Below are 23,166 nucleotides of genomic sequence, written 5' to 3' on the forward strand. Positions count from 1 at the left end.
AACACCCAGACGCAGCGCCTATCGCCCCAGCTTTTGGCCGGCCCCAACGAGGCCCGACGCCCGAATTAATAGAAGTACGAATTAAGATCTTGCGAGCACACGATCCGTCGGCAATCCTTCCCCCATGGCCACCACCCAGCCCGAAGCCCTCGCCGCCATCCTCGCCGACGAACCGCTCCTCCAACTCCTCGGCCACCCCTCCAAAGCCGTCCTCAACAAGCTCCTGGCCTTCCTCCTCACCGGCGTCTCCCAAGACACCGTCACCGAGCAGCTCGCCACCCTCTGGGCCACCCCCACCAGCAACGAAGCCAACCGCCTCTGGGAACACCTCAAGCCCTCCAAGGTCACCCTCGGCGGGCCGCGCTACCTGCGCTCCATGCAGGCCCTGCGGCTCTTCGCCATCCTGGTGCAGCGCCACTACGGCGCGCTCAACGACGCGCACCAGAAGGAGCTGCGCGCCAAGGTCGAGGAGCTGGTCGCGGTGCTGCTGCGCCACGACGTGCCCGTCCCGGACCGGCGCGCCTATGCCCGCGCGCAGTCCATGGTGGGCTTCTGCCTCATGCTGGCCCACGAGGTCCCCAGCCTGGTGGTGGAGGGCGACGTGTACCGCGCCGCGGCGGCCTTTGGTCTGCTGACGGGCTGCGAGGACGCGCCCAAGCGGCAGCTCGGCGAGACCGACGAGGCCTATCAGAAGCGCGCCCGCCGTTCCGTCGCCCAGCGCGCCCGCACGCGCATCTCGGACCCGGCCAGCCGCTACGAGGACGAGTACGCGCAGCTGCTTCACCAGCTGGCGCGCAACGCCGCCGCCCGACCATCGAAAGGCCCCACCTCATGACCTCCCGAACCTCCGCTCCCCGAGAAGGGCAGCTCGTGCGGCTGAACGCCGCCACGCTGCAGTACGAGCCCTGCGGCTACCTCATCCGCCACTATGCGCCGGACATGGTGTGCATCCGGCCGGCGCCACCCGCGCCGAGCACGTTCCAGCTTCGGCTCCCGCACCCCGAGGTGCTGACCGAGGTTGGCCCAGACCACTGGGCGTACGACCCACCACTCAGCGACGCGCAGCGAGCGTGTCTCACGAGCCTCGCCAAAGCAGCGCTGGGGGCTCGGTCATGAGCGGCCGCTATCAGCCCCTGGCCGGCCTGCGCATCGGCATCTACGCGCGCTACTCGAGCGACAAGCAGAACGACACCAGCGCCACCGACCAAATCGACTACTGCGCGCAGTCCGTCGCGCGCCTGGGCGGGAACGTGTCCGCGAGCCTGGTGTTCCGCGAAGAGGCCATCAGCGGCGCGTCGCTCGACCGGCCCGGCTGGCAGGCCTGCATGGCCGCGGTGCGCGCGCGCCGGATCGACGTGCTGGTGGTGGAGAGCCAGTCGCGCGTCTCGCGCAGCCTGGCCGACTCGGCCTCCGTGCTGGACGAGCTCCGCTTTCTCGGGGTCACGCTGCTGGGCGTCTCCGACGGCCTCGACACGCGGCGCGAAGACTCCGACCTGATGGCGGGCGTGAACGGCGCCGTGAACCAACAGTACCTGCGCAAGCTGGGCCGCGAGACCAAGCGCGGCATGACGCAGCGCGCGCGGGCGCAGAAAGTCACCGGCGGCCGAACCTTTGGCTACAAGTCAGTCACAGCCCCCGACGGCAACGGCAAGGTCTGGATGGTCGATGAGGCGGAGGCCGCCTGGGTGCGGCGCATCTTCACCCAGTACGCCACGGGCACACCCCCACGGACCATCGCCGAGACGCTCGACACGGCCGGCGTGCCCCCGCCGCGCAGCAAGTCCGAAGGCTGGAAGAAGGGCACCGTCAGCTCCATCCTCGGCAACGAGCGCTACCTGGGCGTGGTGAAATTCAACCAGCGCCACTGGATGAAGCGCCCGGGCACCAACCAGCGCGTGCCCCGGCCCGGCAACCCCGACGAGCAGGTGCGCTACCAGGACGACACCCTGCGCATTGTCTCGGACGAGCAGTGGCAGGCGGTGGCCGCCCGCCGCGCCGCCGAACACCCGGCCAAGAAGGGCCGCCGCGGGCTCCGGCGCAAGCGCACCTACCCGCTGTCGGGCTTGCTGGTCTGCGGCGGCTGCGGCGCGCAGCTGGTGATCGCCAACGAGCGCTACTACGGCTGCAAGGCACGCCACCAGAACCGCAACCACTGCAGCGTCTCCCGCACCGTCCGCGAGGACCACCTGCGCGCGGCCCTGATGTCCAGCCTCACCAAGCAGCTGGGCACGCCCCGCGCGCTGCGCTACCTGCGCGACCAGCTGGCCACGCAGCAAGCCGCGGCCGCCCAGACCGAGGACGCCACCCGCCGCGAGCTCACGCGCACCCTGGCCCAGGCGGACGCCGCGGTCACCAAGCTGGTGGACCTGGCCATGAACGCGGGCGAGGGCTCGGGCGCCATCATGGACCGCCTACGCCAAGAAGAGGCGCGCCGAGATCACCTGCGCACGGAGCTGGCCGCCCTCGCCAACCCCGAGCGCGCGCCGGTGTTGCTGCCCCAAGGCACGGACCCGGACGCCGCCACCGACGCGCTGCTGCGCACCATCCTTCACCTGCCCACGCTGGCGGAGATTAACCCCGAAGCCGCCCGCGATGCGCTGCGCCTGCTGCTGGGCGACACCAAGCTCACCGTCACGCACCACGAAGACGGCAGCACCGTGGTCACGGGTGAGCTGTACCCGCTGGGCGTGCTGCTGCCGCCCGCCCCGAGCTCCCCGAACACGGGCCGAGCACAACAAAAAACACCGAGTCCTTTTGAGACCCGGTGTTCAGAGTTGGAAGGTATTTCCAATGATGGTTGCGGGGGCCGGATTTGAACCGACGACCTTCGGGTTATGAGCCCGACGAGCTACCAAACTGCTCCACCCCGCGGCAGAGAGCGGCACTATACGCGCATCCCTTGGGCTGTCAACGTTGGCCGAGAAAAATCCTCACCGGGTGGTCGCGTCCATTCTCACGGCGGGTGAGCAGTGGTAGAACGGTGGCACGGCGTGACGCGGGGTCCGGTTCGGGTGCTCGCTCCGCCGCTTGTTCATGATGCAGACCGATCCTTCCTTAACCAAGACCCCCTCTCGTGTGTCGGCGAGCGAAGACAGCGTGCGCTCGCAGGAGCTCACGTTCGACATCCCGTCCGACATGAAGATGGAAGACTGGGTCGGGGCCATCATCGACGAGCGCTACCGCATCGAGGCCATCATCGGGGTGGGCGGCATGGCGGCGGTGTTCTCGGCGGAGCACGTGCGTTTGGGGCACCGCGTGGCGCTCAAGGTGCTGCTGCCCGCGTTCCAAGAGCACGAAGAGATCCGCGCGCGCTTCGCCCGTGAGGCGCTGGCCATGGCCCGCCTCGACCACCCGCACATCGCCACCGCCATCGACTACGGCGAGCTGGACGACGGCGGGCGCTACATGGTCATGCCGCTGGTCCCGGGCGAGAGCCTGCGGGACGAGCTGCACCGCCGCGGGGCCTTCCCCTGGGCCGAGGCGTGCGCCATCGGCGCGCAGGTGGCCGACGCCCTCGCCGCCGCGCACGAGGCCGAGGTGGTGCACCGCGATCTCAAGCCCGACAACGTCATGTGCGCGCGCCGCCTGGACGGGGCCATCCGCGCCACGGTGCTGGACTTCGGCATCGCGCGCGTGCGCAGCCTGGACGCCGCCGACCCCGACCGCATGAGCCGCCTGCGCACGCTCACGCACGTGGGCCACGTGATGGGCACGCCGGGCTACATGGCGCCCGAGCAGGCCACCGGGCAGTCCGTGGACGAGCGCACCGATCTCTACGCGCTGGGCCTGGTGCTCTACGAGATGGTCACGGGGCGGCAGCGCTACCCCAGCGAGAAGGTCAGCGGCGTGAGCGAGATCCTCACGCTGCAGCTGACCGAGCCGTCCACGCACCTGCGTGACCTGCCCAACTTCGCGCACATCCCCGAGGAGCTGGACACCATCGTGGCCCGGCTGCTGCAGTCGAAGCCCTCGGACCGGCCCGCCACGGCGGCCGAGGTGCGCGACGTGCTGCTGGAGCTGGCCTATGGGCACTCGGCGCACGGCAAAGACCCCGCGCTGAAGACGGGCGAGTCCGAAGCGCTCAAGAAGCGCCGCGACGCGACCACCGGCTCGGCGCACGTGGCCAGCGGTCCGGTGCGCAAGGCGCGGCGCGGGCTGTTCCTGTTCCTGGGGATGCTCACGGGCGTGGCGCTCACCGTGGGCGGTCTGGTCTACACGGGCCTGGTCGAGGTGCCCATCGACGAGGACTTCAACCTCATCACGCGCACCACCGCGCAGGGCACCGACGTGCCCGAGGCCCTCGTCCAAGACGTGGCCATCATGAACGAGAGCATCGAGACGGGCATTCGGCGTGACGCCGCTCGGCGCATCCTGGCCTTCGAGCCGTCCACGGCGCTGCCCCCGTGGCTCGAGGCCGCGGCTCAGCTCGAGGCCGCCCGCAGCTGCGAGACCCGCGAGGTGGCGCTCACGCGCATCCGTGAGCTGGGCGACCGGCGCGCCCGCCCCGCGGTGGACCACCTGGACACCACGCCGCGCCGCGGCTGCGGTCGGCAGGGGCGCTACGACTGCTACGCCTGCGTGCGCGACAGCCTGTCGCAGACGCTCGACGTGCTGAACGGCATCGTGCCCGCCGCGGCTGCGGTCGCTGCGCCCCCCGCCGAGACCGAGCCGGTCCTCGAGGCGGGCACCGCGGCTCCCTGACTCAGTGCGGGACGTCTTGGTCCAGCGTCCAGCGCCCGCGCGGGTGCCGGCGCCGCCGCCCGCACGCGATGGAGTCGGGCCTGCCCGTGGCGATCAGCCACTCCGTGACCGAGCGGCGCGACCGTGACCCGCTGTAGCGCAGGCCCGGGCGGAACAGCTCGGCCGGGTCGCAGTTCTGCCCGGCGTACATGAACTCGAAGTGCACGTGCGGGCCGCGGCTGATGCCGGTGCTGCCCACCTCGGCCAGCACGCCGCCGGCGCGCACGCGCTCGCCGGCCACCACGAAGTTCACGGAGTTGTGCGCGTAGAGCGTGACCCAGCCGCCCTGGTGGATGACCAGCACGATGTTGCCGTAGCCGCGGATGCCGTCGCCCGAGTAGCCCACCAGGCCCGGCGCGGCGGCGCGCACGTTCCAGCCGATGTCCCCCGCGATGTCCACGGCCAGGTGGTAGCCCTGCTCGCCGGAGCCGTAGCCGCGCACGAAGCGCCCGTTGGTCACGGGCCAGCGCAGGGTGCCGGCGAAGCGGTCGGCGTTGCCACCCACGGCGCGCAGCCAGCGCGGCTCCACCACGCCGCCCAGCAGCTTGTGCCCCGCTTGGCTGGTGCCGAGGCCCAGCAGCTGGGCTCGTGCCAGCGCGCCACGCTGGGCGCCCGTCAGCGGACGCTCGCGCGCGGGCTCCCGGCTGCCTGGAGCGGGCCCCCGGCCCGGGATGAACAGGCGGCGCCCGGTGCGCAGGTCGCTCACCTCTTCGCGCGAGAGCGCGTTGGCCCCCATGATCTCGGAGGCCCCCAGGCGATAGCGGCGCGCGATGTCCCAGATGGACTCGCCCTCGGCCACGGTGTGCCAGATGCCGCGCCCCTCGGGGCGCACCGCGCTGCGGATGGCGCTGGGCGCCACACCGGGGATCAGGATGCGACCACCGGGCCGCAGGCCGCGCACGTCGTCATCGGTGAAGCCGTTGGCCTCGAGCAGCTCGTCCACGGTCTTGTCGTAGGCGTTCGCGAGGTCCCACAGCGTCTCGCCCTCGCTCAGCGTGTGGTAGCCCGCCAGCATCACGCCTCCGTCGGGGAGCATGACGCCACCGTCCACCGTCTGGAGTTCCGCCGTGACGCCACCATCGCTCGATGCCGCCGCGCTGGCCGCCGTGGCCGGCCCCGTCACCCCCGGGATGCGCAGCACGCGGACCGGCGTTGAGGCGGCGCGACTCGCGGCGGGTGAGCTCGTTGGCCTCCATGATCGCTTCGAGCGGCACGCCATACAGGCGCGACACGTCCCACAGCGTCTGGCCGGCCTCGAGGGTGTGGTCCACGTGCACGTCCGCCGGCGCCTCCGTGGGCGTGGCCGGCTGCTCCACCACGGGCGTGTCGTTGGCGGCGCTCGGGTCTTCTTCACCACTGCCACACGCCAGCGCGAAGCAGAGCGCGCCGAGGGTCGCGAGCGGGGTCGGGGTGAGCGAGCGAGTCACGAAGCGGGGGAGGGTAGCAGGGATCGCCGAGGCTGCCCGTGGGAGTCCGTCCGCAACGCCCGGGCTTGCGCAATGCTTCCCGGAGGCCGACAACACGGGCATGCAGCACCCCGTCGCCCTGACCATCGCGGGCTCCGACCCCTCGGGCGGCGCGGGCGCCCAAGCCGACCTCAAGACCTTTCACCAGCACGGCGTGTACGGCGCCGCGGCCATCAGCCTGATCACCGTGCAGAACACGCGCGGCTGCGACGACGTGGTGGTGCTGGATGCGGGCCTGGTGCGCGCGCAGATCGAGGCGGTGCTGCTGGACCTGCCCGTGGCCGTGCTGAAGACGGGCGCGCTGGGCTCTGCCGAGAACGTGAGCGCCGTGGCCAACGTGCTGCGCGGGCGCGACCTGCCGCTGGTGGTGGACCCGGTGCGCGTGGCCACGGTGGGCACCCAGACCGGGCTGCTGCGTGATGAAGCGCGCGAGGTGGTGCTGCGCGAGCTCGCCCCGCTCGCCACGCTGCTGACCCCGAACATGCGGGAAGCGGCCTGGCTCACCGGCCGTGACGTGGAGTCGCTGCCCCAGATGCGCGACGCGGCGCACGCCCTGATCGACCTCGGCGCGCGGGCCGTGCTGGTGAAGGGTGGGCACCTGGCGTTCACGTCGGACCACCCCGCCATCGACGTGCTGGTGCTCGACGGATCGCTGCACGAGCTGCACGCGGACCGGGTGGCCACTCCCGCCGGGCACGGCACCGGCTGCTCGCTGGCCAGCGCGATCGCGGCGCGGCTCGCGCTGGGCGAGACGCTGGAAGACGCTGTGATTCTGGGCAAAGAGTGGGTGCGACGCGCGCTGGTCTCGGCCCCCCCGCTGGGAGGCGGCGCCTGGCCCATCGACCACTTTGCGCCCGTGCCCCCCAGCAAGCGCGCGCGCTGAACGGGCTTGCCCCCGCCCGCCCGCCTTGGTATCTGCCCACCCCGCACGCACTCCTGAACGCGAGTGCAGTCATTCGGCACCATGGCCAAAAAACCAAAAGACCAGCAGCCCGAGCTGCCCATCCAAGACTTCGCCGACGCCTCGCTGGCCGAGGAGACCCGCCGCCGCTACCTGAACTACGCGCTCAGCGTCATCACGTCGCGCGCCCTCCCGGACGTGCGGGACGGCCTGAAGCCGGTGCAGCGCCGCATCCTCTACGCGATGCACAACGAGCTGCGCCTGCGCAGCGACGCGAAGCACCGCAAGTCGGCGGCCGTGGTGGGCGACGTGATGGGCAAGTTCCATCCGCACGGCGACAGCTCGCTGTACGAGGCCATGGTGCGCATGGCGCAGACCTTCTCCATGCGCATGCCGCTGGTGGACGGTCGCGGCAACTTCGGCTCGCCGGACGGCGACTCCCCTGCCGCCATGCGCTACACGGAGGCGCGCCTGCAGGCCCTGGCCAACGAGCTGCTGGACGATCTCGGCAACCGCACGGTGGGCTTCCGCCCCAACTACGACGGCACGCGCTTCGAGCCCGAGGTGCTGCCCGCGCGCTTCCCCAACCTGCTGGTGAACGGCTCGCAGGGCATCGCGGTGGGCATGGCCACCAGCATCCCGCCGCACAACCTGGGCGAGGTCATCAAGGCGTGCCTCGCCATGATCGACGACCCCGAGATCACCATCCGCGGGCTGCTCAAGTACATCAAGGGCCCCGACTTCCCCACGGGCGGCGAGCTGCTGGTCAGCAAGACCGAGCTCGAGGACGTGTACAGCACGGGCAGCGGCGGCCTGAAGCTGCGCGGCACGTGGAAGCACGAGGCGGGCGACGGCAAGCGCGAGGCCGACATGGTCATCATCGACTCCATCCCCTACGGCGTGGAGCGCCGCGCGGTGGTCGAGAAGATCGCCGAGATCATCATCGCCAAGAAGCTGCCCGGGCCTGGTGGACGTGCGCGACGAGTCCACCGAGGACTGCCGCATCGTGTGCGAGCTGAAGCCGGGCTCCGACCCGCAGCTGGTCATGGCGTACGTGAACAAGCACACGCCGCTGCAGATGAGCATGCAGGTGAACCTCACCTGCCTGGTGCCCACGGTGCCGTATGACGTGGCCGACGGCGTGCCCGCAGCCGGCGAAGAGATCGTGATCCCCAGCGGCGAGGTGTGCGCCCCGCAGCGGGTGGATCTGGCCACCGCGCTGCGCCACTTCCTCGACTTCCGCATGGAGGTGGTCACGCGCCGCCTGCGCTTCGAGCTGGTCAAGCTGTGGGAGCGCATCCACATCCTGGACGGCTTGGTCATCGTCTTCGACGCGCTCGACGAGACCATCAAGATCATCCGCAACAGCGACGACAAGGCCGACGCTGCCACGAAGATGATGAAGCGCTTCGGGCTGAGCGACATCCAGGTGGACGCCATCCTGGAGCTGCGCCTGCACCGCCTGGCCAAGCTGCAGATCCTGGTCATCCGCGAGGAGCTGGCCGAGAAGAAGGGCCGCGCGGCCACCATCGTGGCGCAGCTGGGCAGCCAGAAGGCGCGCTGGGCCATCGTGCGCGCCGAGCTGCACGAGCTCCAAGAGACCTACCGCGACCTGCGCCGCACCAAGATCCTGGCCAACGTGGACGAGCCGTCTTTCGATGCCGAAGAGTTCATCGTGGACGAGGACGCCATGGTGGTGGTCACGGTGCAGGGCTGGGTGAAGCGCCAGGGCTCCGTGAAGGACGTGAGCAAGGTGCGCGTGCGCGAGGGCGACCAGGTGCTGTCCATCGTGGCCGGCTCCACGCGCTCGAGCGTGGCGTACTTCTCGAACCTGGGCACCTGCTACGTGTCGCGCATCGTGGACATCCCGGCCACCACGGGGCACGGGTCCCCGATGGCCACCATCTTCAAGCTGAGCGACGGTGAGCGCATCATCTTCGCGGTGGGCATGGACCCGCGCATGCTGGAGGTGCCGCCGGCCACCGAGGGGGCGAGCGAGCCCGAGGCGCCGTTCGTGGTGGCGGTCACGAAGCAAGGCATGGCGCTCCGCTTCTCGCTGCGCGGTCACCGCGACCCCAGCACCAAGACGGGCCGCAAGTACACGCGCCTGAAAGACGGCGACGACGTGGTCTACGTGGGCATGGTGGACGACGGCAACGCGCTCGCCTGCTGCACCCGCGAGGGGCGCGCGCTGGTGTGCAGCGCCGACGAAGTGAACGCGCTGGCGGGCGCGGGCCGTGGCGTGACGCTCATCAAGCTGAGCGGCGACGACTACGTGATGGGCGCGGGCGTGCTCACGCGCGACAGCGACGTGCTGCTGGTCAAGCGCGACGGCGGCAACGACTACCGCATCACCACCCGCAAGTACGAGCTGGTGACGCGCGGCGGCAAGGGCTTCTCTCTCTTCAAGCGTGGCACGGTGGAGAAGGTCGTCCTCGACCTGCCCGAGGCCCCCGAGTTCCCCACGGAGTGATGCATGAGCTACTCGGCAGATCAGATTGAAGTCCTCGAGGGGCTCGAGCCGGTGCGCAAGCGCCCGGCCATGTACATCGGCGGCACGGACCGCAACGGCTACCACCACCTCCTCTGGGAGATCGTGGACAACTCGGTGGACGAGGCCATCAACGGGCACGCGTCGCGCATCGAGGTGACCATCGACGCCGACTGGAAGGGCGCGCGCGTCTCGGACAACGGGCGCGGCATCCCGGTGGACAAGCACCCCAAGTTCAAGAAGAGCGCGCTCGAGCTCATCCTCTGCACGCTGCACGCGGGCGGCAAGTTCGGCGGCAAGGGCTACCAGGTGTCCGGCGGCCTCCACGGCGTGGGCTCGTCGGTGGTCAACGCGCTGAGCGAGCGCTTGGAAGCCACCATCTGGCGCGACGGGGCCGAGTACCAGCAGGCCTACGAGCGCGGCGTGCCGCAGGCGCCCGTGAAGAAGACCGGCGAGTCGCGCAAGAAGGGCACCGAGATCTACTTCAAGCCCGACGTGCAGATCTTCGGCAAGAGCGGGCAGTTCGAGCCCGAGCGCATCCGTGAGCGCCTCGAGGCCACCAGCTACCTGCACCGTGGGCTCAAGATCGTGCTGCGCTTCGAGAAGGGCGGCGAGCGCGAGGAGTTCCACCACCCCAACGGCATCGCGGACTTCCTCACCAAGCTGGTGGCGCAGCGGCAGAAGCCGCCCATCCACCCCGTGGCCTTCACCTTCGAGCGCGCCGGCGAGCCGCGCGTGGAGGTGGCGCTGCAGTGGACCGAGGGCACCGACGAGCTGATCAAGACGTACGCCAACGGCATCCCCACGCCCAACGGCGGCACGCACGAGAGCGGCTTCAAGCAGGCGGTCAACAAGGCCATCCGCGGCTACATGGACGCGCACAACATCGCGCCCAAGGGCCTCAAGATCGTGTCCGAGGACATCCGCGAGGGCGTGGTGGCGCTGGTGAGCGCCTACGTGACCGACCCGCAGTTCCAGGGGCAGACCAAGGACCGCCTGAACAACGCGGAGGTGGCGGCGCCCATCGAGAACGCCGTGCGCACCGCGCTCGAGCAGTGGCTGCACGACAACTCGTCGGCGGCCGAGTCCATCGTGGCGCGCATCATCATCTCGGCGCGCGCCCGTCAGGCCAGCCGCGCGGCCAGCGCGCAGGTCAGCCGCAAGACGGCCGTCAGCCACCGCCTCAACCTGCCCGGCAAGCTGAGCGACTGCGGCAGCACGGACCCGGCCGAGTGCGAGCTGTTCCTGGTGGAGGGTGACTCGGCCGGTGGCAACGCCAAGGCCGCCCGTGACCGCCGCACGCAGGCCATCCTGCCGCTGCGCGGCAAGGTGCTCAACGCCGAGCGCGCCACCGACGCGCAGGTGCTGGCCAACAAAGAGCTCCAGAACATCGTCAGCGCGCTGGGCACCGGCATCGGCAAGCACTTCGACGTGACCAAGCTGCGCTACAACCGCGTCTTCCTGCTCATGGACGCCGACAGCGACGGGCACCACATCGCCACGCTGCTGCTCACGTTCTTCTACCGGAAGATGCCGGGGCTCATTCGCAACGGGCACGTGTTCCTGGCGCAGCCACCCTTGTTCCGCATCGACGCGGGCAAGGAGACGTACTGGGCGCTGGACGAGAAGCAGCGCGACACCATCCTCCGGGGCCTGCCGCGCAACGTGAAGCCCGACATCAGCCGCTTCAAGGGTCTCGGTGAGATGCCCGCGAACGACCTGAAGATGACCACGCTCGACCGGCGCCACCGGCGCGCGCTGCGGGTGACCATCGAGGACGCGCTCGAGGCGGAGCTGGTGATCAGCCAGCTGATGGGGAAGGAGCCGCAGGCTCGGTACGAGTTCATCATGGACCGCGCCAAACAGGCGGACGCGGACGACCTCGACCTTTGATTCGAGTGGGGGCGTGATCGATCGGAGGGGGACGGGCACCCTGGTCTGCGGGATCGCTCGCGCTGGCGCTCGCTCTGGTACCCCCCTGGAATCGGCACTCCGCGCTACGCGCTGCGTTTGTTTTCGGGGGCCCATCAAGCCCCGCTGCCCAGGGCGCCCGGCCCCCTCCTCGGTGACGTTTCGGCTCGACTGGGCGCGGCGGAGGTCGTCCGTGTCCGCCGGGCGCGGGAGGGGCTCGCCTGGGCCCGCCGGAGTGCGTGGGGTCTGTCGTGGTCGTGGTCGTGGGCGTTGACGGCGACGGCGACGGCGACGAACTGCGTCAACCGCAAGACCGAGCCAGCCGGGTGATCACGCGCCCCTCCCCCTCGCCGATTTTTTGACCAGCTGCCCCTCCGTGCACTAGGCCCGAGGGATGTCATCGCCACAGGGTGTTTGTCGCGTGTGCGAGCGCGACTTCGAAGTGCGCTTTCGCTACCAAGTCCGCGAGGAAGCGGGCTCGTACGTGTACGTGTGCTCGATGGTGTGTCAGCAGCGCTTGCTGGCGGGCGTGGAAGAGACCGTCGATCGCAGCCTCGAGGAGGCTCCGCCCGGGTGCGTCTGCGACGTGTGCCAGGCGAACTTCGTGCTCGAGTATCCATTCCAGGCGAGCGTGGCGGATGGGGAGCGGCGCTACTACTGCTCCACCGAGTGCCGCGCGGCCGAGGCCGAGAGGCGGCAGACGGGCAGTGGGCTGATTGCTCCCGCGCGTGGGGTGCGGCGCATTGCCGTGTTCAACCACAAGGGCGGGACGGGGAAGACCACCACGTCGGTGAACCTCGCGGCCGGCTTGGCCGAGGCTGGCTACAACGTGCTGTTGGTGGACGCCGACGGGCAGGGAAACGTGGGCGCTTCGCTGGGCATCCGCGGTGAGAAGACGCTCTATCACGTGCTGGTGCACGGGCTCCCGCCGGAAGACGCGGCCATCCCGGTGCGCAAGGGGCTCGACGTGATCACGTCGAACGAGACGCTGGCCGCGGCCGAGCTGCACCTGGCGCAGCGCAGCGGGCGTGACCGTGTGCTGCGCGAGCGGCTCGGCACGCTGGGCGACTCCTATGACGTGGTGGTGCTGGACTGTGCGCCGGCGCTGTCGCTCATGAACCAGAACGCGCTGGTCTACGCGGACAGCGTGATCGTGCCCGTGTCCTGCGACTACCTGTCGCTGGTGGGCGTGAAGCAGGTGCTCAAGACGCTGCGCAACGTGCGCGAGCTGCTCAAGCACGAGGTGGACATCGTGGGGGTGCTGCCCACGTTCTACGACAGCCGCAACCGCGTGGCGCGCGACGCCGTGGAGGCCCTGCGCAAGCACTTCGGCGACAAGTGCCTGCCGCCCATCCGCGTGAACACCCGCCTGCGCGAGGCGCCCACGGCGCGTCAGAGCATCTTCGAGTACGACCCCGAGTGCCACGGCGCGACGGACTACCGCCAGCTGGTCCAGCACGTCATGTCGGCGGCGCAGCGCCCCGCGCAGGCTGGCTCACAGGCCCACACCGGGATGGCCCAGTCGGCCTGAGCACCTGAGAAGGAGAGCATGATGACCCACGAACCAGCACGCGCGATGGACGCGCTCTTCGACGGAGACGAGGTCCGGGAGGTCCTCCGTGAGGCGTTCTACACGCCCGCGCCGGCCAAGAAGCCCCTCGTGAAGGCGAACGGGAAGCAGAAGGCGAAGCCGAAGCCCAAGCCGTCGCACTACGAGGTCATCTGCATCTCCATGTACCGCGACGACCTCGACCGGCTGGACGAAGAGGTGGCCAAGCTGAAGGCGGCGGGCCACACCAAGATGAGCCGCAGCGGCCTGATCCGCTTTGCTCTCGACCACATGGACACGTCGAAGCTGCCCAAGGCGTACTGAGCCACTGAGCATTTTTCGGGCACCTACTTGGCGCCGTCCTGGGGAAGGGGCATCATGGAAGGCGCTGTGAAACACTTTTCTTACTTGTGGGTTGCCTCTTTCGTGTGTGCCGTGACGGCCAGCGGCTGTGGGCTCGTCTTGGACACCCAGCCGCGCGACAACCGCGCCGACACGGGAACGGGCGAGCAAGACGGTGGCCAGCAGGACGGCGACGTCCCCCAGTGCTTCATCGACGACGACTGCCCGGACGTCAACGTCTGCGACGGCCGCGAGACCTGCGTGGAGGGTCAGTGCGTCGGGACGGACGCCATCATGAACTGCGCCGACGGCATCGAGTGCACCGACGACTCGTGTCACCCGCAGCTGGGCTGCGTCTTCACGCCGGTCGACGACCGCTGCACCGACGACAGCATCTGCTCCCCGGACATGGGTTGTACCACGATGTACCCCTGTGACACGCGCGACGAATGCGGCGTGCAGGCCGCCTGCCGCGGCTTGTTGTGCGTGAACAACCGCTGCCAGCGTGGCGAACCGCTCGTCTGCCCCGACGACGGCTGCCTCATCGGCGGCTGCTTCAACGGCGGCTGCGTCTACGTCCCGGACAGCAGGCGCTGCAACTCCGGTTCGCCGGGGAACTGTGGCGTGTCCACGTGCGAGGCCGATGGCGAGTGCTCGTCCCCCGAGCCCGACCCCAGCCTCTGCAACGACGACATCGAGTGCACCGACGACATCTGCGAGGGCGTGACCGCCTTCTTCTGCACCCACGAGCCGAACCACGCGTTCTGTGACGACGGGGTCGCGTGCACCTACACCTTCTGTTCGCCAGACGACCCCACCGCCGCCGCCGAGATGAACGGCAGCGGCTGCGCCATGCGGCTCGACGACTCGGTCTGCGCAGAGCAGGGCGGCTTCGGCTGCGTCACCCCCGTGTGCTTGCCCAGCGGCTGCGGCGATGGAGTGACGGTTCTGCCGTGCGACGGCGGCGGCATCTGCAACGTGGACTCGGGCGAGTGCGAGCTCCCCATCGACTGCGACGCATGCGCCGACCTGAGCAACCCGTGCGTGGAGACCACCTGCGACGCCAACCAGAACGTGTGCCTGCCTTCGCTGGACCTGTGCGCCACCACCTTGCCGGGCGTCATCGGCTACTGCAACACGTCGAACGGCGACCCCCACTGCGCGATCCGGCGGAATCCCCAGACCCTGCCGCCCATCAGCATCGGCCTCCCGGCTCCCGTGCTCCCGTAGCGCCTCGGCCCAATCCGGTTATACTCCGGCGCCTTACCCGCTCGACGGAGTGATGCCGGTGACCGAAGACAACCAGACAAGCGCGTTCCGAGAGGCCCTCACCTTCGATGACGTGCTGCTCGAGCCAGGCTACGCGGACTTCCTGCCGAAGGACGCCGACGTCAGCACGCGGCTCACGCGTGGCCTCGAGCTGCGCATCCCCATCGTGTCGAGCGCCATGGACACCGTCACGGAGTGGCGAACCGCGGTCATCATGGCCCGCGAGGGCGGCATCGGCATCATCCACAAGAACCTGACGGCCGAAGAGCAGGCCACCCAGGTGCTGAAGGTGAAGCGCGCCGAGAGCGGCATGATCGTGGACCCCATCACGGTGCGTCCGGACCAGCCGCTGGCGCAGGCGCTCGAGATCATGCGGCAGCACGAGATCTCCGGCCTCCCGGTGGTGCAGGACGGCAAGCCGGTGGGCATCCTCACCAGCCGCGACGTGCGCTTCGAGACCAACCTCGACCAGCCCGTCATGAGCCTGATGACGCGCGAGCTCATCACCGTTTCGCCCGGCGTGGAGACGCACGCGGCCAAGGTGCTGCTGCACAAGCACCGCATCGAGAAGCTGCTGGTGGTGGGCGACAACGGCGAGCTGGTGGGCCTCATCACCATCAAGGACCTGCTCCAGGCCGAGCGCTACCCGCACGCCATCAAGGACAGCTTCGGGCGCTTGCGCGTGGGCGCCGCCACGGGCGTGGGCGCCGACAGCCTGCACCGCATCAAGCTGCTGGCCGAGGCGGGCGTGGACGTCATCGTCATCGACACGGCGCACGGTCACAGCAAGGGCGTCATCGACGCCGTGCGCGCCACCAAGAAGGCCTACCCGCACATCGAGCTGGTGGCCGGCAACGTGGCCACCGCGGCGGCCACGCTCGCGCTCATCGAGGCCGGGGCAGACGCCGTCAAGGTGGGCATCGGGCCCGGCTCCATCTGCACCACGCGCGTGGTGGCGGGCATCGGCATGCCGCAGGTCACCGCCATCCGCGACTGCGCGGCGGTGGGCCGCAAGCACGGCGTGCCCATCATCGCCGACGGCGGCATCAAGTACAGCGGCGACGTGGTGAAGGCCATCGCGTGCGGCGCCAGCACCGTCATGATCGGCTCGCTCTTCGCGGGCACGGACGAGGCGCCGGGCGAGCTGGTGCTCTTCCAGGGCCGCACCTTCAAGAGCTATCGCGGCATGGGCTCGGTGGGCGCCATGCGCCGTGGCTCGGCCGACCGCTACTCGCAGGGCGACGTGCTCGAAGCCGAGAAGCTGGTGCCGGAGGGCATCGAGGGCCGCGTGCCGTACGCCGGCCCGCTCGGCTCCGTGGTCTATCAGCTGGTGGGCGGCCTGCGCGCCGGCATGGGCTACACCGGCTGCAACACCATCGAGAAGCTGCAGTCGCAGTCGCGCTTCATCCGGATGACCGGGGCCGGGCTCAAGGAGAGTCACGTGCACGACGTGGTCGTCACGGAAGAGGCCCCCAACTACCGGCGGGGATAGACTCGCGGCCATGCCTGCCCCGAGCGAAGCCTTCGTCCACTGGTTCCGGTCGTCGGCGCCGTACATCCACGCGCACCGCGGCCGCACCTTCGTCATCGTCTTCGGTGGCGAGCTGCTCACGTCGCGCGGCGCGCGCGACTTCATCCACGACGTGGCGCTGCTGCAGAGCCTTGGCATCCGGGTGGTGCTGGTCGCGGGTGCGCGCCCACAGATTGACGCCGCGCTGGCTCGCCGTGGGGCCGAGCCGCTGTACGTGGCGGGCATGCGCGTCACGGACGCCGTGGCGCTCTCGTGCGTGAAAGAGGCGGCGGGCACCATCTTCGTGGAGCTCGAGGCCCTGTTCTCCACCAGCTTGCCCAACTCGCCCATGGCGGGGGCGCGCGTGCGTGTGGCGTCCGGCAACTTCGTCACGGCGCGGCCCGTGGGCGTCATCGACGGCGTGGACTACGAGCACAGTGGCCTCGTCCGGAAGATTGACGCGGAGGCCATCGGCCAGCGCCTGGACGACGGCGCGGTGGTGCTGCTCAGCAGCATCGGCTACTCGCTCACCGGCGACGCGTTCAACGTGAGCACCCCGGACGTGGCCTCGGCGGCGGCGGTGGCGCTGCGGGCGGACAAGATCATCTGCCTGACCGAGGGCAAGCCGCTCACCGACGGGCGCGGCAACGCCCTCAACGAGATCTCCCCGGCGGAGGCCGAGGCCATCGCGACGAGCGGGCGGCGCCTGGGGCGCGACGTGCGGCGCCACCTCGAAGCGGCGGCCACCGCCGTGCGGCGTGGTGTGCGGCGCGGTCACCTGATCGAGCGCACCGCCAACGGCGCGCTGCTGCGCGAGCTGTTCACGCGCGATGGCGTGGGCACGCTGGTGACGGGCGAGGCCTTCGAAGACGTGCGCCAGGCGCGGCGCGCCGACGTGGGCGGCATCCACGCCCTGATCGAGCCTCTCGAGCAGCGCGGCGTGCTCATCCGCCGCTCGCGCGAAATGCTGGAAGACGACATCGACCACTTCACCGTGATCGAGCGCGACGGAATGATCGTGGCGTGCGCCGCGCTCTACCCCTACGCCGAGAAGAAGATGGCGGAGCTGGCCTGCGTGGCCGTGCACGACGAGTACCGGCACACCGGCCGCGGGGAGGACCTGCTGGCCTTCGTGGAGCGGCGCTGCCGCGACCAGGGCCTGGCGCGCATCTTCGTGCTCACCACGCAGACGGCGCATTGGTTCCTCGAGCGTGGCTTCGTGCCGGCGCAGAAGTCGGACCTGCCCGCGCTGAAGCGCGCCAAGGTGGACCCGGGCCGCGGCTCGAAGGTGTTCATCAAGACGCTGCCGCGCGGCGACGCGTGAATTTGGCACCCATGGCTGAAGCGTTCGAGTCCGGCCGGGGGGGGGGCGGCGGGCCGGCGGGGGCTCTTGGGGCTCGGCCGATGGTTGCTTGTTTCAGGGCTCTGGCTGCCCCGGGTTCAAACCCGGGGCAGGGATGCCGATGCCGGACAAGTCCAGTCCGCGGGGCAGGACCGGGCGGGACCTGTGAGTGGTTCAGGCCAGTGGGCTCGCCGAGATCCGTGCCCGCGAGCCCACCTCGCCCCCGCTGCGACCCAGTCCTCCCGAGGGGGGACCTTCCCGGGCCGGGCGAAGGTCCCGGCCCCGGCTTTCAAGCCGGGGCGCCAATATCCCTTGAAACAGGCCTGATTCCTCGACCGCCAGACTGCCGCCGGTGGCCCCATCGGCTGCCAAGACTTGTGACCAATCATCAGGCTCGAGCCGCGGGTGCCAGTCTCAGAAGCGGACGACCACCACCGTGATGTTGTCCTGCGTGCCCTCGGCGAAGGCGCGCGCCACCACGCGCTCGCTGGCCTCGGCGCAGCCTGCGTTGTGCACCGCGTCCAAGATCGCGTCGCCGCCCAGCACGTCGTGCACGCCGTCGCTGCACAGCACGTAGGTGTCGCCCGGCTGAGTCTCGAGCACGCGGAAGTCGGGCTGCGCGTTGGCGTTGGCGGCGATGCAGCGCGTGACCATGTGCCGGTAGTGCGGCGGCAGGTGCGCCAGCATGTTCTCGCAGCCCGCGGCCTCGAGGTCCGCCGTCAGGGAGTGGTCGCGCGTGAGCTGCTCGATGTGGCCGTTGCGAATGCGGTAGACGCGGCTGTCGCCGACGTGCGCGATGAGCACCTTCCCGCCGTGAGCCTGGAGCGCGGCCAGCGTGGACCCCATCTCGCGCAGGCGCCCCTTGGCCTCCTGCTGGACCTCGCGGTGGGCCATGCGGATGGCCAGCGCCATGCGCTGCTCGGGGGGCGTGCTGTCGGCGTCGCGCTCGCTCTCGGCATCCGTGCCGTCGGCCAAGGCGGCGTCGGGCCGGTTCCGGGCGAAGAAGTCGGTCAGTGTGTCCACCACCAAGCGGCTAGCGATCTCGCCACCCTCATAGCCACCCATGCCGTCGGCGACGAGGAAGAGCCCCAGCTCCGGCTCGATGCGGTAGCTGTCTTCGTTGTTGGGGCGACGACCGATGTGGGAGAGTCCGGATGCTTGCACGTGTCACTGGCTCCGTAGCCCGTGAGAGCTATGCGATCCTCGTGCCAGCCTGAAGGAGCGCGGTGTCGCGCGCAAACCTGAACGATTCCGAGATGCTCGATTTCATGACGCAGCGCGTCGAGGTGCCGGCGAGCTTTCGTTCCTGAAGGGCCGCGCTCCACTCGTGCATTCGAGGTCGCTCGGCAACGCCTGGATCGACCTTTGATCCGTGCTACTCCGTCCGACCCTCGAACCCGAGCCCCCGCCCCATGACGACTCCTTCCGCCACGCCGACCGAAACGGACTCCGAGCTCGAGCAGATCGTCGACGAGGAACTGAAGGTCCTCGCCCGCGTGCAGCGCACCTTGGTGGCCCGCGAAGAGGGCCCGCGCCGAGCCACGAGCCAGGCCGACTACGACGCCGACCTGGTGGCGCTGCGCGACCAGATCCGCGACGCGCGCCTCGAGGACATCCCGCCGTTGGTGGAAGAGATGGAGCGCCTCCAGCAGGTGCAGCTGCGGCGCTCGAAGGTCAGTGAGGGGATCATCGACAAGCGCTCGCCCTACTTCGGGCGCTTGGTGCTCGAAGAGGACGAGAAGAAGCGCGAGGTCTTGATCGGGCGCGCCACCTTCTTGGACCCGAAGACGGGCATCCGCATCGTGGACTGGCGCGACGCCCCGGTGAGCCGGATCTACTACCGCTACGAAGAGGGCGACGACTACGAAGAGACGTTCGGCGACCGTGACGTGGAGGGCGAGGTGCTGCTGCGGCGCACGCTGGGCATCACCAACGCCATGCTGAAGCGCATCGGAACGCCCCAGGGCAGCTTTCAGTGCCGCGCCGACGGCACCTGGCGCCGGCTCAGCCAGAGCGCGGTGGCGCTGTCGGGCGGGCAGGGCGCGGCCATGCGGCCCGAGTCGCACCACCGGCCGGGCACGCTCGGTGTGGGGGACGCCGACGCGCGCGAGGACAAGGGCCTGGCCGAGATCACGGCGCTGATCGACCCGCGGCAGTTCGACCTGATCAGCCGTCCCACGTCGGGCGTGGTGGTCATCCAGGGTGGTGCCGGCAGCGGCAAGACCACCATCGGCCTGCACCGCCTCGCGTACTTGGCGTTCCAAGACAAGCTGCGCTTCACGCCCGAGGCCATGTTGGTGGTGGTCTTCAACGACGCGCTGGTGCGCTACATCTCGCGCGTGCTGCCCTCGCTGGGCGTGGACGGCGTGCAGGTGGTCACCTACGAGGACTGGGCCGAGAAGCTGCGCCGCAGGCACTTCCCGCACCTGCCGCTGGCGGTCAGCGAGGACACTCCGGCGCACGTCATCCGCTTCAAGAAGCACCCGCGCCTGAAAGAGGTGTTCGACGAGCGCATCGCGAAGATCGCCCACGGCATCAGCACGCGCCTGGTGGACATCGCCAAGCGCTACGAGGGTGGCGCGCGGGCGCTGCGGGCCTTCGCCGAGAGCGAGGGGCAGCCCATCATCTCGCGGCTCCACGCCCTCCACGCCTGGCTCGAGAACGCCGAGGGCGAGTCGCGCATGGTGCAGAGCAGCGGGCGGCTCGAGCTGCTGCGCAGCATCACGACCGAAGTGGAGCGCGCGGGCGACGTGGTCTCGCTGTGGGCCGAGGTGCTGACCGACCCGGGGCTCATCCGCGACGCCTTCCACCGCGACGCCGTGCCGGGCCTGTCGGACACCGAGCTGGCGTGGTGCCACTCGTACTGCACGCGCCGCTGCAGCGAGATCGTGACCCACCGCGAAGAGCGGCTGGACCGCGAGCGCGACGGCGAGGCGCCTGCCGAAGAGGAGAGCGACCACGACCACGGCATCGACGGCGCGAGCGAGAAGGAGGTCTACCTGCTGGACCGCGAGGACGACGCGCTCCTGCTGCACGCCTACCAGCGCTTGGTGGGGCCGCTGCGCTCGAAGAAGCGTCACGCCGAGATCTACCAGCACGCCTTCGTGGACGAGGCGCAGGACCTGAGCCCGGTGGAGATGTCGGTGGTGCTCGACACCGTGGCCGGCTACGCGGGCGACAAGAGCGTGACCTTCGCGGGTGACGTGGCGCAGCGCCTGCACATGGACAACGGCTTCACGGACTGGCGCACGGTGCTGGCGCAGCTGGGCCTCTCGCACGTGGAGATCGAGCCGCTCAAGCTGGCCTACCGCTCCACCGCGCCCATCATCGAGTTCGCCACGGACATCCTCGGCCACCTGCGCAACGAGGTCACCGGACAGGCCATCCGCGGCGGCGCGCCGGTGGAGCTGTTCCGCTTCGGCGGCAGCGGCGAGGCGGTGGGCTTCCTCTCGGAGGCGCTGCGCAACCTGGCGCTGTCCGAGCCGCTGGCCTCGGTGTGCGTGATCACACGCTTTCCGGAGCAGGCCGACGAGTACCACGAGGGCCTGCGGCGCGGTGAGGTGCCCAACCTGCGGCGCATCGCCCAGCAGGACTTCCCGTTCCGCGCGGGCGTGGACGTCACCGACGTGCGTCAGGTGAAGGGCCTCGAATTCGACTACGTGGTGCTGGTGGAGTGCAACACCACCACGTATCCGGCGGACGACGAGGCGCGCCACCTGCTGCACATCGCGGCCACGCGCGCGGCGCATCAGCTGTGGGTGACGTCCAGCGGGACGCCCTCCTTGCTGCTCCCCGAGGCGCTGCGCGCCGAGGCCAGCTGAGGCACCGTCATGGGGCTCGCGCGCACGTTCACGCGCTTCGACCCCGCGTGGATCCTGCACGAGGACGAGCACCTCATCGCCATGGACAAGCCGGCCGGCATGTCCAGCCAGAGCGCGCGCCCCGAGGCGCCGGACGACGCGCGCCACCGGCTCTCGCTGTACCTCGCGGAGCGTGACGCGGGGGTGGTCCGTGAGCTCGGCCGCGACGGCCTGCCCTACCTGGGTGTGCACCAGCGGCTCGATCAAGAGACCTCGGGGGTGCTGCTGTTCGCGAAGACGCGCGCCGCCAACCCCGGCCTCGCGGCGCAGTTCGAGGGCCGCACGGTGGAGAAGCGCTACCGCGCGTGGGTGACCGGGGGGCCGCCGGCCACGCTGCGCCTCGAGGACAAGCTGGTGGAGGGGCGTGATGGGCTCATGACGGTGCGGCCCAGCACGACCAAGGAAGGACAGCTGGCCATCACCAACGTGCGCCGCGAGCGCGTGGAGGGGCCCTTCACCCTGGTGGAGGTGCGCATCGAGACGGGCCGCACGCACCAGATCCGAGCGCAGCTGGCCGCGCGTGGCTTCCCGCTGCTGGGCGATGTGCTGTACGGCGGCCAGCCTGCACGCCGGCTCATGCTGCACGCCGAGGAGCTGCGGCTGCGGCACCCCGTCACCCAGGCGGCGCTACGCATCGTGGCCCCGGCGCTGCCTGCGCGCCTGTCGCTGCTGGATGCGGTGGCGGGCACGCCGGTCTCGCGCGACGCGCTGGTGCTGCGGCTGCGCCAAGCGCTCGAGCGGGCGGGGGCGCGTCGCTACGGGCTGTTCGTGGAGCACGAGCGCGGCGAGACCACCGCGTTTCGTCTGCTGCACGAAGCGGGCGACGGAGTGCCGGGTCTCGAGCTGGACGTGTACGGTGAGCACCTGGTGGCGCAGTTCCGCGACGACTCGCTGTTGGCGCACGAGTCCACCGTCCTCGACGTGTTGGGAGAGCTCGGCGCGCGCGGCATCTACCTGAAGCGCCGCCCCAAGCAGAGCAACGAGCTCGGTGACACCCGAACGGAGGCGCTGGCGCCCGAGCTGCCGGCGCGTGGCGAGCCCACCCCCCACTCCGAGGTGCTGGTGCACGAGGAGGGCGTGCCCTACCGGGTGCGCCTCGCCGATGGCCTGAGCACGGGGCTGTTCTTGGACCAGCGGCTCAACCGACGCGCGTGCGCGAGCTGTCCACAGGGCGCTCGGTGCTCAACCTCTTCGCCTACACGGGCCCCTTCACCGTGGCGGCCGTGGCGGGCGGCGCCGTCCGCACGTGCACCCTGGACGTGGCCGCACCGGCGCTGACCTGGGCCGAGCAGCAAGTGCGCGCGCTCGGCGCGCCGGGCCAGCACGACTTCGTGCGCGCCGACGTCTTCGGCTGGCTGCGCGCCCACCAGACGAAGGGAGAGCGCTTCGATCTGGTCATCGTGGACCCGCCCACCTACTCGAAGACGAAGCACACCCGCTGGACGTCCGGCGCGGACTGGATCGAGCTGACCCGCCTCGCCGCCGCCATGGTCGCGCCGCGCGGTGTGCTGCTGCTGTCCTCGAACGATCGCCGCATGACGCCGCGCGTCTTCCGCCAGCACATCGAGGCGGGCCTCGCGGCGATCGGGCGGGCCGGACGGATCGTCGACAACCCCACGCCGCTCGACTTTCCCTCGCCCCCCGGCGGCCCGACCATGAAGTCCTGCATGGTCCACCTGGACGTGGAGCGCCCGGCGAGGAAACCCACCAAGTCGGCGAAGCCACCGCGGCGCTAACGGCCCCTTGCGGTTCTGAGCGGGCCGTGCAATATCCCAGTCGTCGCTC

Annotated in this window: 16 protein-coding genes, 1 tRNA gene and 1 pseudogene; 15 read left to right on the forward strand and 3 right to left on the reverse strand. The window is 70.3% G+C overall.

The window, feature by feature from the left end; all coding sequences use genetic code 11:
- The first annotated feature begins 124 nt into the window (after positions 1–124).
- The 3 genes from IPI43_21675 to IPI43_21685 are packed head-to-tail and all read left to right on the forward strand — an operon-like array spanning position 125 to position 2,816.
- Positions 125–835 carry a hypothetical protein gene (locus IPI43_21675; protein ID MBK7776709.1) on the forward strand — a complete coding sequence of 237 codons (711 nt, stop codon included), beginning with the start codon at positions 125–127 and terminating at the stop codon, positions 833–835.
- Positions 832–1,116 carry a hypothetical protein gene (locus tag IPI43_21680; protein MBK7776710.1) on the forward strand — a complete coding sequence of 95 codons (285 nt, stop codon included), beginning with the start codon at positions 832–834 and terminating at the stop codon, positions 1,114–1,116. Before IPI43_21675 ends, IPI43_21680 begins: the two co-directional genes overlap by 4 nt.
- Positions 1,113–2,816: a recombinase family protein gene (locus IPI43_21685; GenBank protein MBK7776711.1), complete on the forward strand. Its 1,704-nt coding sequence runs from the start codon at positions 1,113–1,115 to the stop codon at positions 2,814–2,816. Before IPI43_21680 ends, IPI43_21685 begins: the two co-directional genes overlap by 4 nt.
- On the opposite strand, the gene IPI43_21690 is transcribed toward IPI43_21685, so the two are convergent.
- A tRNA-Met gene (locus tag IPI43_21690) sits at positions 2,795–2,871 on the reverse strand. The two genes, IPI43_21685 and IPI43_21690, sit on opposite strands and share 22 nt — an antisense overlap.
- Before the next feature lie 204 nt (positions 2,872–3,075).
- Between IPI43_21690 and IPI43_21695 the strand changes: the two genes are divergently transcribed.
- The gene (locus tag IPI43_21695) at positions 3,076–4,701 is read left to right on the forward strand and encodes a serine/threonine protein kinase (protein ID MBK7776712.1); all 1,626 of its coding nucleotides are present in this window, start codon (positions 3,076–3,078) and stop codon (positions 4,699–4,701) included.
- Position 4,702: 1 nt separating this feature from the next.
- Here IPI43_21695 and IPI43_21700 read toward each other — a convergent pair whose 3' ends face one another.
- On the reverse strand, positions 4,703–5,776 hold the full coding sequence (locus tag IPI43_21700; protein MBK7776713.1) for a LysM peptidoglycan-binding domain-containing M23 family metallopeptidase: 1,074 nt from the start codon (positions 5,774–5,776) through the stop codon (positions 4,703–4,705).
- Positions 5,777–6,267: 491 nt separating this feature from the next.
- Here IPI43_21700 and thiD point away from each other — a divergent pair, with 491 nt between their 5' ends.
- The 8 genes and pseudogenes from thiD (at position 6,268) to argA (ending at position 17,503) form a co-directional block, all read left to right on the forward strand.
- The gene (gene thiD, locus IPI43_21705) at positions 6,268–7,089 is read left to right on the forward strand and encodes a bifunctional hydroxymethylpyrimidine kinase/phosphomethylpyrimidine kinase (protein MBK7776714.1); all 822 of its coding nucleotides are present in this window, start codon (positions 6,268–6,270) and stop codon (positions 7,087–7,089) included.
- A gap of 81 nt (positions 7,090–7,170) precedes the next feature.
- Positions 7,171–9,580: pseudogene (locus IPI43_21710) on the forward strand (DNA topoisomerase IV subunit A).
- 3 nt (positions 9,581–9,583) lie between these two features.
- Complete coding sequence (locus tag IPI43_21715; GenBank protein ID MBK7776715.1) at positions 9,584–11,491, forward strand: type IIA DNA topoisomerase subunit B; 1,908 nt, start codon at positions 9,584–9,586, stop codon at positions 11,489–11,491.
- A gap of 517 nt (positions 11,492–12,008) precedes the next feature.
- On the forward strand, positions 12,009–13,040 hold the full coding sequence (locus IPI43_21720; GenBank protein ID MBK7776716.1) for a ParA family protein: 1,032 nt from the start codon (positions 12,009–12,011) through the stop codon (positions 13,038–13,040).
- A gap of 18 nt (positions 13,041–13,058) precedes the next feature.
- A complete protein-coding gene (locus IPI43_21725) occupies positions 13,059–13,382 on the forward strand; it encodes a hypothetical protein (protein ID MBK7776717.1) in 324 nt (107 codons plus the stop codon).
- Positions 13,383–13,448: 66 nt separating this feature from the next.
- A complete protein-coding gene (locus IPI43_21730; GenBank protein MBK7776718.1) occupies positions 13,449–14,630 on the forward strand; it encodes a hypothetical protein in 1,182 nt (393 codons plus the stop codon).
- 52 nt (positions 14,631–14,682) lie between these two features.
- A complete protein-coding gene (gene guaB, locus IPI43_21735) occupies positions 14,683–16,161 on the forward strand; it encodes an IMP dehydrogenase (GenBank protein ID MBK7776719.1) in 1,479 nt (492 codons plus the stop codon).
- Positions 16,162–16,171: 10 nt separating this feature from the next.
- Positions 16,172–17,503 carry an amino-acid N-acetyltransferase gene (gene argA, locus IPI43_21740; GenBank protein ID MBK7776720.1) on the forward strand — a complete coding sequence of 444 codons (1,332 nt, stop codon included), beginning with the start codon at positions 16,172–16,174 and terminating at the stop codon, positions 17,501–17,503.
- Positions 17,504–17,935: 432 nt separating this feature from the next.
- Here argA and IPI43_21745 read toward each other — a convergent pair whose 3' ends face one another.
- A complete protein-coding gene (locus tag IPI43_21745; GenBank protein ID MBK7776721.1) occupies positions 17,936–18,685 on the reverse strand; it encodes a serine/threonine-protein phosphatase in 750 nt (249 codons plus the stop codon).
- A gap of 248 nt (positions 18,686–18,933) precedes the next feature.
- Between IPI43_21745 and IPI43_21750 the strand changes: the two genes are divergently transcribed.
- The 3 genes from IPI43_21750 to IPI43_21760 are packed head-to-tail and all read left to right on the forward strand — an operon-like array spanning position 18,934 to position 23,117.
- Positions 18,934–21,342, forward strand: coding sequence for an ATP-binding domain-containing protein (locus tag IPI43_21750; GenBank protein MBK7776722.1), 2,409 nt, complete (start codon positions 18,934–18,936; stop codon positions 21,340–21,342).
- Positions 21,343–21,351: 9 nt separating this feature from the next.
- Positions 21,352–22,659 (forward strand): hypothetical protein, encoded by a 1,308-nt coding sequence (locus IPI43_21755; protein MBK7776723.1) that lies wholly within the window; start codon positions 21,352–21,354, stop codon positions 22,657–22,659.
- Positions 22,560–23,117, forward strand: coding sequence for a class I SAM-dependent methyltransferase (locus tag IPI43_21760; protein MBK7776724.1), 558 nt, complete (start codon positions 22,560–22,562; stop codon positions 23,115–23,117). The genes IPI43_21755 and IPI43_21760 overlap by 100 nt, the downstream gene beginning before the upstream one ends.
- Positions 23,118–23,166 lie beyond the last annotated feature (49 nt).

Source organism: Sandaracinaceae bacterium (assembly GCA_016706685.1).
In the GTDB taxonomy this organism is placed as follows: Bacteria; Myxococcota_A; Polyangia; order Polyangiales; family Houyiibacteriaceae; genus JADJJE01.